Annotated in this window: 14 protein-coding genes; 8 read left to right on the plus strand and 6 right to left on the minus strand. The window is 58.3% G+C overall.

From position 1 onward, the window contains the following. Positions 1–2 precede the first annotated feature (2 nt). Both FIU93_RS22235 and FIU93_RS22240 read right to left on the minus strand, forming a co-directional pair. The gene (locus tag FIU93_RS22235; protein ID WP_152506771.1) at positions 3–1,238 is read right to left on the minus strand and encodes an aromatic ring-hydroxylating dioxygenase subunit alpha; all 1,236 of its coding nucleotides are present in this window, start codon (positions 1,236–1,238) and stop codon (positions 3–5) included. Positions 1,239–1,386: 148 nt separating this feature from the next. After that, entirely contained in the window at positions 1,387–3,423 is a 2,037-nt protein-coding gene (locus tag FIU93_RS22240; protein WP_152506772.1) for an NADH:flavin oxidoreductase, read from the minus strand. A 169-nt stretch (positions 3,424–3,592) separates the two neighbouring features. On the opposite strand from FIU93_RS22240, the gene FIU93_RS22245 reads away from it, so the two are divergent. The 3 genes from FIU93_RS22245 to FIU93_RS22255 all read left to right on the plus strand — a co-directional run bounded on the left by FIU93_RS22245 (position 3,593) and on the right by FIU93_RS22255 (position 5,641). After that, positions 3,593–4,246: a TetR/AcrR family transcriptional regulator gene (locus tag FIU93_RS22245; RefSeq protein ID WP_022999489.1), complete on the plus strand. Its 654-nt coding sequence runs from the start codon at positions 3,593–3,595 to the stop codon at positions 4,244–4,246. 54 nt (positions 4,247–4,300) lie between these two features. Next, the gene (locus tag FIU93_RS22250) at positions 4,301–5,164 is read left to right on the plus strand and encodes a helix-turn-helix domain-containing protein (RefSeq protein WP_152506773.1); all 864 of its coding nucleotides are present in this window, start codon (positions 4,301–4,303) and stop codon (positions 5,162–5,164) included. Between the two features lie 66 nt (positions 5,165–5,230). Further along, the gene (locus tag FIU93_RS22255) at positions 5,231–5,641 is read left to right on the plus strand and encodes a VOC family protein (protein WP_152506774.1); all 411 of its coding nucleotides are present in this window, start codon (positions 5,231–5,233) and stop codon (positions 5,639–5,641) included. 66 nt (positions 5,642–5,707) lie between these two features. On the opposite strand, the gene FIU93_RS22260 is transcribed toward FIU93_RS22255, so the two are convergent. Further along, entirely contained in the window at positions 5,708–6,199 is a 492-nt protein-coding gene (locus FIU93_RS22260; protein ID WP_031268819.1) for an Lrp/AsnC family transcriptional regulator, read from the minus strand. Positions 6,200–6,357: 158 nt separating this feature from the next. Beyond that, positions 6,358–7,002: a uracil-DNA glycosylase family protein gene (locus FIU93_RS22265; RefSeq protein WP_152506775.1), complete on the minus strand. Its 645-nt coding sequence runs from the start codon at positions 7,000–7,002 to the stop codon at positions 6,358–6,360. Positions 7,003–7,132: 130 nt separating this feature from the next. Here FIU93_RS22265 and FIU93_RS22270 point away from each other — a divergent pair, with 130 nt between their 5' ends. Further along, positions 7,133–8,689 (plus strand): HAMP domain-containing sensor histidine kinase, encoded by a 1,557-nt coding sequence (locus FIU93_RS22270; protein ID WP_152506776.1) that lies wholly within the window; start codon positions 7,133–7,135, stop codon positions 8,687–8,689. A 43-nt stretch (positions 8,690–8,732) separates the two neighbouring features. Here the strand turns inward: FIU93_RS22270 and cobT are convergent, their stop codons facing one another. Next, entirely contained in the window at positions 8,733–9,758 is a 1,026-nt protein-coding gene (gene cobT / locus FIU93_RS22275) for a nicotinate-nucleotide--dimethylbenzimidazole phosphoribosyltransferase (protein ID WP_152506777.1), read from the minus strand. Positions 9,759–9,864: 106 nt separating this feature from the next. On the opposite strand from cobT, the gene cobS reads away from it, so the two are divergent. The 4 genes from cobS (at position 9,865) to FIU93_RS22295 (ending at position 12,936) form a co-directional block, all read left to right on the plus strand. Continuing rightward, positions 9,865–10,737: an adenosylcobinamide-GDP ribazoletransferase gene (gene cobS, locus FIU93_RS22280; protein ID WP_152506778.1), complete on the plus strand. Its 873-nt coding sequence runs from the start codon at positions 9,865–9,867 to the stop codon at positions 10,735–10,737. Between the two features lie 79 nt (positions 10,738–10,816). Next, entirely contained in the window at positions 10,817–11,971 is a 1,155-nt protein-coding gene (locus FIU93_RS22285) for an alpha/beta hydrolase (protein ID WP_208992404.1), read from the plus strand. 72 nt (positions 11,972–12,043) lie between these two features. Next, positions 12,044–12,226, plus strand: a complete 183-nt coding sequence (locus tag FIU93_RS22290; RefSeq protein ID WP_208993834.1) for a DUF1289 domain-containing protein — start codon at positions 12,044–12,046, stop codon at positions 12,224–12,226. After that, on the plus strand, positions 12,223–12,936 hold the full coding sequence (locus FIU93_RS22295) for a TIGR02281 family clan AA aspartic protease (RefSeq protein ID WP_062488963.1): 714 nt from the start codon (positions 12,223–12,225) through the stop codon (positions 12,934–12,936). Before FIU93_RS22290 ends, FIU93_RS22295 begins: the two co-directional genes overlap by 4 nt. Before the next feature lie 25 nt (positions 12,937–12,961). Here FIU93_RS22295 and dusA read toward each other — a convergent pair whose 3' ends face one another. Then, positions 12,962–13,924 carry a tRNA dihydrouridine(20/20a) synthase DusA gene (gene dusA / locus FIU93_RS22300; RefSeq protein WP_286202450.1) on the minus strand — a complete coding sequence of 321 codons (963 nt, stop codon included), beginning with the start codon at positions 13,922–13,924 and terminating at the stop codon, positions 12,962–12,964. Between the last annotated feature and the right edge of the window lie 94 nt (positions 13,925–14,018).

Genomic DNA, 14,018 nt, shown 5'->3' on the forward strand with positions numbered 1-14,018 from the left:
TACTACTCCGCGGCGACACGGAAACGGCCCATCAGACCGTTTTCCAGGGTTCGGGAGTACCAGTCGACGAACTGGATGACGCCGCTTTCCTGAGCCGGAGAATACGGCCCCGGTTCATAGGCCGGTGACTTGATGCCGATCTGGTTCTCCTCAACGATCTGACGGTCCTCATCGTTGGTGTGGACCCAGACTTCCGTCAGCCGCTTGAGGTCGTAGTCGACCCCTTCCTGAGCGTCCTTGTGCACCAGCCAGGTGGTTGTCACCTCGGTTTCCATGGGACTGATCGGCAGAACGCGGAAAGTCAGCACCTGGTCGGACAGGAAGTGGTTCCAGGTGTTCGGATAATGGAAGAACAGGCAAGACCCCGCGTTGTCGAAGGGCACGGTCCCGATACGCTTGGAAACGGCCGCCTTGCCATCCATGGTGTAGCTGACCGCATCTCCCAGGAACGGAATGCGCACGAAACGCCATTGCTCGGACGGCGAAATCAGGAACCTGGACGGAAGCCCTGCGCCTTCGCAGCGTTCCACATGCGCCTTGCCGACGTTGGAAGAGGTTGAATCGTCACCACCCACAAGGTTGGGATCGTCCGGGAATGTCCGGCATAGCGACGGATGCGACCCGGAGCAGTGATAGCACTCGCGGTTGTTTTCCAGAACAAGCTTCCAGTTGCCCTGCTCGACGATGGTCGACTGGTGGGCAACCTTGAGGTTGGAAAGGTCGTGCGGACCGAGATAGCGTTCAGCCTGCTTTTCCAGTTCCGTGGTGTCGGGAGCAACGGCAGCAAGGCAGATGAACACCATGCCTGAAACGGTCACGCAGTGCACGGTCTTCAGTCCATGGTTTTCCGGCTTGAACTCCGGCCCCATTTCGCGCGCCCACAGAAGCTTGCCGTCGAGTTCGTAGGTCCACTGGTGGTACGGACAGACGAGCTTGGGCGCCGAACCTTTGGATGCTGCACAAATGCGGCTGCCGCGGTGACGGCAGGAATTGTGGAATGAGCGAATGACACCGTCGGCTCCACGCACGATGATGATGTTGTAATCACCGATCTGAAGCGTGACGTAATTTCCCGACTTCGGCAGCTCGGCAGACGGAATGGCGAAAATCCATTCCTTCTGCCAGATGTTCTTCAGGTCCGCCTGGTAGACGTCGGCATCGGTGTAGAAGGCCTGGGGCAAAGAATACCCGGCTCGTCGGCCCATCAGAAGTGATAGAATTTCCGCATCGCTGAACATGGTGACACATCCTCTTTGGCCGAGTCTCCCGGCCTGTCCTTGCCGGGAACGTTAGGCCCACCCGACCCCACCGCCGTAGCGCAAAAGCGTCATTTGGTTATCCATGTAAGACGCTGCCCAAATTTTCCGCGTGCGGTGCAGCATCACGTCAAATGTCCTTGACCAAACGTAACGCATCATAGATTGCCGCATGGGTGTTGCGAGCCGCAACCGCATCGCCAATGCGGAAAAGCGCGAATGTTCCATCCGGGTTGGCCTCGAGAGGCTGCGGGCGGCCAAATATCAACGCTTCCTGCTGAACCGCACCAAGGTTTTTCGACATCGGCTTCAGCTCGAAATAGAGTTCGTCCATCGGTATTGTACCGTGATTGACGACGATTTGGTCGAATTCCCGCTCTTCCGTGTGGCTGGAATAGTCTGTTCCGACGACAGCGGTGATCAAGTTCCCGGAACGCTTTGCAGCTTTCAGGCGGTAGGTGACCGTGAAGCGAACGTCCTTGTCCTGCAGCGATCGCATGTAAGGCACCAGGTTCATTGCCATGACATCCGGGGCGAAGGACCTGTCCGGCGTCATGATCTCCACGTGAGCGCCGGATTTTGCGATCATCTCGGCCGCCTGAAGTGCGGGATGATCACCGGCATCGTCGTAGACGAGTACACGTTTGCCCGGCTTGACGTCGCCAGCAATGATATCCCAGGCAGAGACAACAAGATCATTGCCTTCGCTCAGGACTTCCGTATGCGGCAAGCCTCCTGTTGCGACGATCACCACATCCGGGTTTTCTCCCGTGATATCTTCTGCTTCTGCAAAAGTGTTGAAACGGAACTTCACGTCTTTCGCCAGGCACTGGTCCATTCGCCAGTCGATTATGGAGATCATTTCGCGCCTGCGCTCGGATTGCGCTGTCAGCCGGACCTGACCACCGGCATTTGGCGCTGCCTCGAACACGATCACATCGTGCCCCCGTTCACCTGCAACGCGCGCCGCTTCCATGCCGGCGGGCCCTGCGCCAACGACGACCACCTTCTTTTTCGTGTCCGCGAGCGGGATCTCGTGGGGCATGGTCAATTCCCGACCGGTTGCCGGGTTGTGGATGCAAAGTGCATCGCCAGCCTGATAGATGCGGTCGAGACAATAGGTTGCTCCCACACAGGGGCGTATATCCCCTTCCCGCTTTTCGGCAATTTTCCGAACCACCATAGGGTCGGCCATATGTGCCCGCGTCATGCCGACCATGTCCAGAAGCCCTTCGGCGATCGCATGGCGCGCTGTTGCGACATCGGGGATCTTGGCTGCATGGAAGGTCGGCATGCCGACTTCCTTCTTGATGCGGCCGGCAAAATCCAGATGCGGGGCGTTGCGCATGCCCTGAACGGGAATCACGTCGGTGAGCCCCGGATCAGTGTCGATGTGGCCCCGAATGACATTGAGGAAGTCGACCTGTCCCGTAGCCTTCAGGCGGCGGGCAATTTCAAGACCTTCGTCTTCCGTGATGCCTCCGTCCAGATCCTCGTCCGCGGTAAAACGGATGCCCAGAATGAACTCGTCACCAACCCTCTGCCGAACCGCCTCGATGACTTCGAGTGAAAAGCGCATCCGGTTTTCCAGTGAACCGCCGTACGGCCCATCCAGTGTGTTGGTGACCGGCGACCAGAACTGGTCCATCAGGTGACCATAGGCCTGCAGCTCTATGCCATCCATCCCGCCGGCCTTCATGCGTTCCGCCGCGTCGGCATAGTCGGCTATGATGCGGGCGATGTCCCACTCTTCGACCTGCTTGGGAAAGGCCCGGTGCGCTGCTTCACGTTCATGGCTGGACGAAACCGCAGGTAACCAGTCCCCCTTGTTCCAGTGTGTCCGGCGACCAAGATGGGTCAGCTGGATCATCACCGCACAATCGTGTTCGTGGCAGGCATCCGTGAGCCGCTTGATCCACGGCACGACTTCGTCCTTGTAGGCAAGGATATTGTTGAAGACGGGCGGCGAGTTGCGAGAGACGGCCGCGGAGCCGGCGGTCATGGTCAGTGCGACACCGGCCTTTGCCCGGACCTCGTGATAGGCGCGATACCGGTCCTTTGGCATGCCATCCTCAGGATAGGCAGGCTCGTGCGACGTGATCATGATCCGGTTTTTCAGCGTTAAATGTTTCAGCTGATAGGGCTGCAACAACGGATCTTTCGACATCTCTTTCCTCTCCGGGCATTCCACCGCGTCACGGATTTCCTCAGGTTTGCAAAGATTAATTCCCACCGATCAACTTTGAAAAGTCTGAAAAGCGACATATGTGTCGCTTTTGTCGACATTAGTGTCAATTTTGATTGTCGGCAGGCCGGAGCTTTGTTATCGCAAGCACATGAGCGACCTATTGATCGAAAAAACGTCCGGTTGGCGCGGCACACGTGAAATCTGGATCGAAGCTGCCTACCAGGCGCTGATTGAACATGGCATTGATGCCGTCAAGGTGATGCCCCTGGCCGACAGGCTCGGTCTGTCGCGGACCAGTTTCTATGGCCATTTCTCAGACCGGAACGACCTGCTCGACGCCTTGATCACCCAGTGGCAAACGAAAAACACCGGCAATCTGGTGAAACGGACCGAGGATTACGCGGAGACAATCACCGAGGCGATCCTGAACCTTTTCGATTTGTGGCTACTGCCGGAGCTGTTCGATTCCCGGCTGGAATTTGCGATGCGCAACTGGGCACACGCGGATCCGGACCTGACGCCCATGCTGGAAGAAGCCGACCGGGTGCGGATTGAGGCTTTCACGGCGATGTTCGAACGTTTTGGCTATGAACACGCCTCGGCCGACGTGAGAGCCAACACCATGTATCTGACGCAGATCGGCTATATCTCCATCGTCAAGGATCGGCCGAGCGAGCCGCTTGGCCCCAGGCTTCAGCGCATGCCCCACTACATCGAGATCTTTACCGGGAAAACCGTATCCGATGCGGAATTCGCCAGATTTCGCGCGCGCCATCCGCTGGGTCCCGGTAAGACTGAATGATTATGGGTGACCACGACCCGAGTTGATCCTATCCTGCCCCGACAAGGAAGGATCATGACCACCTCGCAAGATGCCTCACTGCCCTCCTCCTCGGTTCCCCCCGGCATTGATGCCGGTTTCTGGCGCCGGACAGCACCGCCGGACTTGCGCAGCCTTTTCACCGACATCATCGGCTACGAAGAGCGAAACCCGCAGACGAACAGGCAGGTTGAAACCGCCTCGCTGACCATTCCGCTCATCCTGAGTTTCGGCGATCCGTTTGAAATCGCACTCGGTCAGCATCCAACCGCTGAAAATGAGCGTCCCACCTTTCTGGCTGGGCTCAGTAGTTCTCCGGTTTTCATTCAGTCAAATGGCCGTGCCAAATGCCTGCAGATCAACTTTACTCCGATCGGTGCCCGTCATTTTTTCCGGTTCCCAATGGACCTGCTGACGGACCAGATGTTGCCGTTTGCCGATGTCGCGGAACCGGAACTGGCTGAATTTGTCCGCCGGATCGAGGATCTGACAAGCTGGAATGCGCGGCTTAATCATGCCCTTGCCTACGTCATCAAACGCCTACGGCAAGACACCGTCCAACGAACGCCGGCGGACCATGTGTTGCGACGGCTACTTGAAACCGGAGGCCAGGTCTCAGTCACATCGTTGGCTAAGGAGATTGGCTGGAGCCGAAAGCACCTGGCACAAAAGTTTCGGAAGGATATCGGCCTTCGACCCAAGACGGTTGCCCGGGTGATCCGCTTCGGCAAGGTGCTCAAACATGCACAGAACTGCTGCGACATCGATTGGGCCGGGTTGGCGGTCGATTGTGGTTACGCCGATCAGGCCCATCTCATTCGGGACTTTTCCGAGTTTTCCGGTCAGTCACCGGAAGCCTGGCGCACACGGCTGCTGAATGGCACTGCCAACACCTGGTAGGTAACAAAACTTCAATCCCGCAAAATCGCGAAGAGCTATCACCTCCTTCATCAAAGGAGGTACGACATGTCTCATGAAGCAAGCAGAATTTATCCCGTTTTCCGGTTCGGCAATGCCAATGCGATGATCAAGTGGCTCTCAGATTCATTCGGGTTTGTCGAACACGAAGTGCACAGGGACGACAACGGCACTGTGGTGCATGCAGAGCTTTCTTTCGGATCAGCCATGATCATGGTCGGTCAGGCCCGCGACGACGCTTTTGCAAAGATCATCGGGCATCCGGACGGCCCTTGCGGCAAGGCAATTTACCTGGCGGTGGAGAATGCCGACAAACTGTTCGACCGCGCCACTGCGGCTGGGGCGACAATCCTTGAGGGGTTGACGAACCGGGACTACGGCAGCCGGGAATTCATTTGCCAGGATCCTGAAGGAAACATCTGGAGCATCGGCACCTATTGGCCCAAAACGTCCACGTGAACCAACCAGAAGAACTAATGAACCTGAGGGGTTCGCTGGCCGGAACGGATCGTGTTGCCGGCCAGTTCACTTGTCCCGGTCGGGTTTAGGCTTTTCCGGTGCCACATAGCTGAGCGGCAAGGCCGTGGTATTCTTGATCTGCTCCATGGCGAAGGTGGTCGAGACATCCGAAATGTCGATCCGGGAAATCAGCTTCTTGTAAAAGGCGTCATAGGCCTCGATGTCCGGCACGGCGACACGCAGCAGATAATCGACCTGACCTGCCATCCTGTAGAATTCGACCACTTCGGGAAACTCCCGGATGACATCGGCGAATTTCTTCAGCCAGTCTTCGGAGTGCTGGCTCGTGGTAATGGCGACGAAGGCAGTTACCTTCGCATTGACCTTTGCCGGGTCCAGCAAGGCGACGCGACCGGTGATGACCCCGTCTTCTTCCATTTTCTGGATGCGCCGCCAGCACGGCGTGGTCGACAGCCCCACCCTGCGGCCGATTTCAGCCACCGGAACGGTACAATCTTCCTGGAGAATGGACAGGATACGACGGTCGATACGATCAATCATGAATTCAAGATCCGCCCAGGAGCAACAGAGATTCCCGACCGCGCAGACCGCAACATGTTGGGAAATCATTTTCATTGAAGATAAAAACTCGTAACTGAGTTTCAATGAAAATGTCAATTCTCACCGAAATGAGAATTATTTTCGAATTCCAGCAATTAGGGCACCTTTGTAAGGCGCTGAACCTCGCCTCTCAGAACCGGCAGCAGCTCGGTTTCAAACCACGGGTTCTTTCTCAGCCACGCATTGTTGCGCCAGGAAGGATGCGGCAACGGCAGGACCGCCGGTTTGCCGTCCATCTGCCGAGCGAAATGCTGACGCCAGTTCGACACTGTCTCGGTAAGGGATTTCTGCCGGTTTGACCTAAGATGATAGGCTTGGGCGTATTGGCCGATAACCAGCACCAGTTCGATCTGCGGCATGGCAGCAAACAAGCGGTCATGCCAGGCCTTGCGGCATTCGGTGCGCGGTGGCAGATCGCCCCCTTTTGCGTCCAGTCCAGGAAAACAAAACCCCATCGGCACGATAGCCAGTTTACCGGCGTCGTAGAAAATATCCTCGTCGATGCCCATCCAGTTTCTCAACCGGTCACCCGAGGGATCGGTGAACGGTCTGCCGCTCTGGTGAACGCGTGTGCCTGGCGCTTGTCCGCAGACACAAAGCCTTGCTGTTCCAGACACTTGCAGAACTGGTCTGGGCTCATGCGGTAACGCCGACTTTTCAGGGTTCTCGACGCAGATCCGGCACGACCGAACGTCAGCCGCGAGTCTGTCGAGTGTTTTCGAATTCGTCTTTTCTGACAATGAGTTGCACCTTGGCACAGCCTGTTAACACTTCCCTTACCACGATCTTGAGGACGATCTTAAGGAATGGTGAGTCAGGTTGAATAAACACGCGGCAGCGCGATAACAAAATCAAAACTTCGGGCAGCAAATGGCATCGGTTGCGTCAGAAACCGGCGACGACAAAGTCACCATCAACGAACAGCGCGCCAAGCGTCGTCGTGAGATGGCGCGCTCGGCCAACGATGTGCGCAGCCGCCTTGGTACGCCTGAAAACTGGTACACGTCTTTCGATCTGGAACGGCAGCATCTGTTTGCCGACACCCGCATCAACGCTGCCTACGCGGTCCCCCTTCTCGCCCTGATCGTTGCCGCGATCTCCGTTCTGTGGATCAACCCGCTCTTCATCGGCGCCTGGTTTACGGCGACGCTCTGCACCCACTTCATGATGGTGATCACCAGCCATTCCTACGAGAAGGCTCCGTCCGACCAGAAAGCCCGCATCTACTGGCGGCGCAGGTTCGCCTTTGGTGACTTCGTCTACGGCTGCAGCTGGGCCAGCTTCTTTCTGCTGCCCCAGACCAGCGAATCCGGCGACGGATTTGTCATCTTTCATTTCGCGACGCTGCTGATCGTGGTTGCCATGAACACGATGCAGTCGGCCACCCTGCCGAAATGCCTGCTTGCCAGCACCTTGCCCATGACACTGATCGTCACCGTCAGCTTCCTGCAGCAGGTGAACCCGATCCACTATACGCTCGCCGCCATGGCGATCGGCGCGCAGGGTTTCTTCCTGATCCTGGGCAACCAGCTTCTGAAGAACGCCAACACGATGCTGGAATACCGGGCCGACAAGGATCACCTGATCGCCGAGTTGGAAACTGCGAACGCGATGTCCGACGAAGCACGTCGCCGCGCAGAAGCTGCCAACCTTGCCAAGTCCCGCTTCCTGGCCACGATGAGCCATGAACTGCGGACACCGCTCAACGCCATCCTCGGATTTTCCGAAATCATGAAGGATGAAGTGCTCGGCAAGATGCACAACAAGAACTACCAGTCCTATGCCGAAGACATTCACGGCTCGGGACAACACCTGCTCAACCTGATCAACGAAATTCTCGACCTGTCCCGCATCGAGGCCGGTCGGCACGAATTGCACGAGGAACCGATCTTCCTGGACGATATCGTCGAGGAATGCGGGACCATGATGAAGGTTCGGGCGAAGGCCAAGACGATTTCGCTTCACCACACCCACGAGCCTGACCTGCCGCGCGTTTGGGCGGACGAGCGAGCCCTGCGTCAGGTGGTGCTCAACCTCCTGTCCAACGCCGTGAAGTTCACACCGGTGAACGGCGAAGTCTGGATCAAGGTCGGACCGACGTCAGATGGCGGACAATACGTCTCGATAAAGGATACGGGCCCCGGCATTCCGGAAGACGAAATTCCGACCGTACTGGAAGCTTTCGGTCAAGGGTCTCATGCCATCAAGACGGCAGAACCGGGGACAGGTCTTGGCCTGTCCATCGTCCAGGCGCTGATCAACATGCACGACGGCAAGTTCTCGCTGAAGTCCAGGCCCGGCGATGGCACGGAGGTGATCGTCACCCTGCCGAGAGCCAGGATCATGAACTATTCGCCGGATGTCATCTGGGTGGACCCGAACGACAAGGACAGCGGCGTCCCCTCCGGCAAGGCAAGATCGGCCTGAGCCGCATCAGCGGTTTCAGGCCGCTTCAATTTCAAAAAGAGCTTCAGTCGTCTTTTTCGGACACACCAGCGTCTGCGAAGGTGGCCATGCCGGAGTGCATTTCGGCGGCGGCCTTGGCAATACCTGCAGCGAGTGCAGCACCGGAGCCTTCACCCAGACGCATGCCAAAATCGAGCAGCGCATCCTTGCCCATGTGCTCGAGCACCTTCGCATGGGCCTGCTCTGCCGAAACATGGGCGAAGAGGCAGTGGTCGAGACCGGCCGGGTCCATCGCATAGACAACAGCAGCAGCAGCCGTCGTGACAAAGCCATCGACAATCACCGGAACGCGCTGCAGGCGTGCGGCAATGATGAGGCCGGTCATGGCTGCAATCTCGCGGCCACCGATGCGACGCAGGATTTCCAGCGGATCGCGTTCGCCGTTCAGTCGAGCAACTGCTTTTTCGACAGCATCGCGTTTGCGGGCAAGGCCCTCGTCGTCAACGCCGGTACCGCGCCCGATCCAGTCTTCAGCCTTGCCGCCGAACAGCGCATTGATAACCGCAGCAGCGACTGTGGTGTTGCCGATCCCCATTTCGCCAAGACAGATCAGGTCAATCCCGCCGGCAAGCGCTTCCATGCCGTATGCCATGGTCGCAGCGCAATTGGCTTCGTCCATCGCGTCTTCCCGCGTGATGCTGGGGGTCGGCATGTCGACCGCCAGGTCGAACACCTTCAGGCCGATGTCATAAGCGCGGCAGATCTGGTTGATTGCAGCACCGCCAGCCGCGAAGTTCTCGACCATCTGCCGGTTGACCGCACTTGGAAACGCGGACACGCCTTCATCCGCAACCCCATGGGCGGTCGCGAAGATGCCGACCATCGGCCGCGTGATCTTCGGCGGTGCCTTGCCGGACCAGGCAGCCAGCCATTCGGCAATTTCTTCAAGCCTTCCGAGCGAACCGGCAGGTTTGGTCAACTCCGCATCCCGGCCCTTCACCTTCGCGAGCGCATCCTCGTCCGGCCCCGGCATGGATTTCACCAGATTGCGGATATCGTCAAAGGGCAGCGCGGTCTCGGAGAGGGACATGTTCTTTTGGTTCCGGTTGTTCGCGGCCGTCGAGTGGCCACTTGGTCTCGCTTAGCCGCTGTTCTATAACTTCGCCCGGTAAAAACTCAAGCACGGGACCGGCCTGATGAGCTCTGAAACCGACCAAGAGCCTGATTCACAGGTTGAAACGCGGTCCAGGAAAACCCGGGATCAACACCAGGTCTGGCTGGACGGGGGCAAGGCACTCGCCGCGGACACGGCCGCTTGCGTACGATTCTTCTCCCGGCTGCCGCTGCCTGCAGTCAACACCGAAGACGACCCGATGTCCCCTCCGGACTTTGTTCGGATCGCCCGTGCAGCGCCTCTGGCAGGTGCAATCATTGCCCTGCCCGCGGCCGGCATCGGTGTTGCGCTCGGTTTCACTCAACTGCCGCTTCTGGCCATTGCGGTTCTCCTGACCGCGGTTCTTGCGGCAACGACCGGAGCTCTTCACGAAGATGGTTTGAGCGACGTAGCCGACGGCTTCTTCGGCGGTGCAACCCGCGAAAGACGCCTCGACATCATGAAGGACAGCCGCATCGGAGCCTTTGGGGCTCTCGCCCTGATGATCTCGGTACTCCTGCGCGCCGTCCTGCTTGCAGCGCTTTGGCAAAAATTCGGACCGGCTGATGCGGCGCTGCTTTTTCTGGCGGGAGAAGCCCTCAGCCGGATGTTGCTTGTCTGGCAGTGGCAATGCCTGCCATCTGCAAGACCTGAAGGGCTTGGAGCTCGCTTTGGAAAGCCGTCCCGGTCAACCGTGCAACAAGCTTTTCTTGTGACGTTGCCCGTGATGCTGCCTGCGTTCTTCCTGCTCTCCCTGCCGGCCTTGCTGCTGGCCCTTGTCATCGCCATCGCCGCGGCACATGCGACCGGTCGGCTTGCCGTGGCCAAGATTGGCGGAGCCACTGGCGATGTTTTAGGCGCAGTTCAACAACTCACTGGTCTTGGCTTTCTTGCAGGGATGCTTATGGTGCCGTGAGTAGCGGATAGAGGCCTTGGTGGCGGGAATAGCTCACATGTCAGTATCGGGCAATTCAGTTGGACGAGAAGCAACAGGTTTGCGCGCAGCAACCCTGTTGATCGTTTTTGCCATCTTGTCCGCCTGTTCCGGAAGGCCGGAAGTCGGAGCGCTCGCGCTCAACGAAGACCCGGTCGTTGGTGCCAGGGTAAATGATATCCTGATCGTCACCACCCGCCAGCGGGACGACCGCCCCGACACCTATTTCAGCGGTGAGCGTTCAGCCGCGGTCAATTACGCGGAAGCCTCGATTTCGGTACCGCCTTCTCACAAACCGGGACAGATCGAGTGGCCCGAAAGTCTGCCGGGTAACCCCAAGACCGACTTCGTTGCGCGCAAGGCCGACTACATTGCCGACAAGGCCGCCTTCCGGCGTTCCGTCAACGCCAGGCTTGCCAGTTTGCCGCGCGGCGAACGCGACATAATGCTGTTCATTCACGGCTACAACACGCGCTTTCCGGAAGGGCTTTACCGGTTCGCGCAGATTGTCAACGACAGTCAGTTCCAGGGCGTCCCGGTTCTGTTTACCTGGGCCTCACGCGGCAAGCTTCAGGATTACGTCTACGACCTCAACAGCGCCGCGATTGCTCGCGGAGCCCTTGAAGAAACGCTTGTGGAACTTGCCAAGACCAATGCCGACAACATCACTATTCTCGCCCACTCCATGGGCAATTGGCTGCTGATGGAAACCGCGGTACAGGCACGACCGGAAAACCGCCGGCTTGTCGCAAAGCATGTCAACGACATCATTCTGGCGGCGCCCGACATCGATATCGACCTCTTCAAGACCCAGCTCAAGCGAATTGGCCCGATGCCCCGGCCCTTTACCGTTATCGTTTCGCGTGACGACAAGGCCCTGCGCATTTCGCGCACCATCGCAGGTGGCAAGGAACGTGTCGGGGCTTTTTCCAACGATCAGGAACTGGCGGAACTCGGTGCTGTCGTTATCGATGTGACCGAACTTGAATCGCTGGACAGCACGAACCATTCGAAATTTGCACAGCTTGCACAGCTGCAGCCTGACTTGCGCAAGGCACTCGGCAGCTCCGCACTCGGGTCCGGTGCCGACCACAACCGTGGCGCCAATCTTGGTGATGACCTGGGGTCCTTTGTGGGCACGACGGCACAGGCAGCAGTTACCTTGCCGATCAAGGTCATCACCGCGCCGTTCACCTATGCGTCAGGCGGCTATTGATCCGGTCATTATTCGCTGTTTTCCGCCCAATACAGTCTTGGCAACGCCACAATCTGCGGCCATATGCGCTTCATGAAGTCACCTTGTATCAACATCTGCCAGATCGACGCCAAATCAGGCCTTTGCACAGGCTGCCTGCGCACTCTTGACGAAATCGCGTCCTGGGCGAGTTACAGTGAGGCCAAGCGCAACCAGATCCTCGCAGAATTGGCGAACCGGCCTCAGCCGACCACTGAGCCCGGAGTGCGCGGATGAACAACCCCAGAAACTACCGCGGCCTGATGGTTGTCATTCTGGTGCTGGTCATGGCAGTTGCCGCTTTCTATGCGTTTTTTGGTGACCCGACCGACCCGGCGAATGTCAACTTCGATGACACTGGCCCCCGGGTTGTTGCCCTTTCCGCACTCGCCTTCGTTTTTTTGGCCAGTTTTCTGTTCGGCCAGCCGAAAGCCCGCGAAATCCTGCATGGCACGGTTTTCTGGGGTGGCTTCTGTGCCCTGCTCGTTGTCGGCTATGTCTACAAGGCGGAACTGGTCCAGGCGGGCTACCGCGTTCTTGGAGCACTGGCGCCCGGACTTGCCGTGACCCAGCCCGATGGCACCATTTTGATTGTCCGCGATGCTGGCGGGCATTTTGTACTGGATGGACGCATCAACGGTGCGCGTGCAGAGTTTCTGCTTGATACAGGCGCCAGTGCCGTCGTCCTGACCTATGAAGACGCGCTGCGTGCCGGCTATCGGCCACAAGACCTGACATTTTCAGTACCGGTTTCCACCGCCAACGGCCGTGCACTGGTCGCGCCGGTGAAGATCGACACGATCACCATCGGCGATCACACGCTGCGCAACATCCGCGGTTTCGTCGGGCGCCAGGGGACCCTCGATTCCAGCCTTTTCGGCATGACCGCACTTGATCATCTGCGCAGTTGGCGCATCGAAGGCGACAAGTTGATCATGACGCCTTGAGCGGATCGGGAACCGCGCGATAGTCCTATTCGGCTGCCGCCAATTCGGCTCCTGCAGGACTGACCGCTGCAAGCGCCTTTTCAACCACTTCCAGACCAGCACCGGGCTTGATCGCCTCCACTGTCAGAATGCGCCGCCAGGACCTCGCCCCCGGACGCCCGTGGAACAAGCCCAGCATGTGCCGCGTCATATGTGCCAGTTTTACGCCCTTGCCCAATTGCTCTTCCAGATAAGCCATATGCGCCTTCACTGCATCCCATGGCGAGACGTCCGACCCGCTGGCGCCATAGAGCCGCCGGTCGACCTCTCCCATGATCTGCGGAGTGTGATAGGCAGCGCGGCCAAACATCAGGCCATCCAGGGTCTCCAGGAATGGTTCCGCCTGGTCCAGCGTCTGCAAGCCACCGTTGAGGCCGATGAACCTGTCCGGCAGACGCCGCTTCAGGCGCAGAACCCGCTCATAGTCGAGCGGTGGAATGTCCCTATTTTCCTTTGGACTGAGTCCCTTGAGCCAGGCCTTGCGCGCGTGTACCCACAAGGCATCTGCGCCCGCAGGAAAAACGGCATCCGCCATGGCGTCAAGCGCTGCTTCAGTGTCCTGTTCGTCGACACCGATCCGGCATTTCACGGTTACGGGAATATCGACGGCGGCCTTCATGGCCTCGACACATGCCGCCACCAAGGTGGGCTCTTCCATCAGGCACGCGCCGAAGCGGCCGGACTGAACCCGGTCGGACGGGCAACCGACGTTGATATTGACCTCGTCATAGCCAAAATCGGCAACGATCCGCGCAGCTTCCGCCATGTCCTTCGGATCGGATCCGCCCAACTGACAGGCAACCGGGTGCTCAATATCAGAAAAGCCTAGCAGATGCTGCCGGTCGCCATGGATCACCGCTCCAGTCGTCACCATCTCCGTATAGAGCAACGCATGCCGCGTCAGTTGCCGGTGAAACGCGCGGCAATGGCGATCCGTCCACTCCATCATGGGGGCGATGGAAAATACTAAGTTGTTGTTTTCATATATTTTTTGTTTCTTCACAACAGCTTGCCACGTTTTATTTGTACAAATTTTGACAATT

Origin of the sequence: Labrenzia sp. THAF35 (assembly GCF_009363595.1) — a bacterium.
Taxonomy (GTDB): domain Bacteria; phylum Pseudomonadota; class Alphaproteobacteria; order Rhizobiales; family Stappiaceae; genus Roseibium; species Roseibium algicola.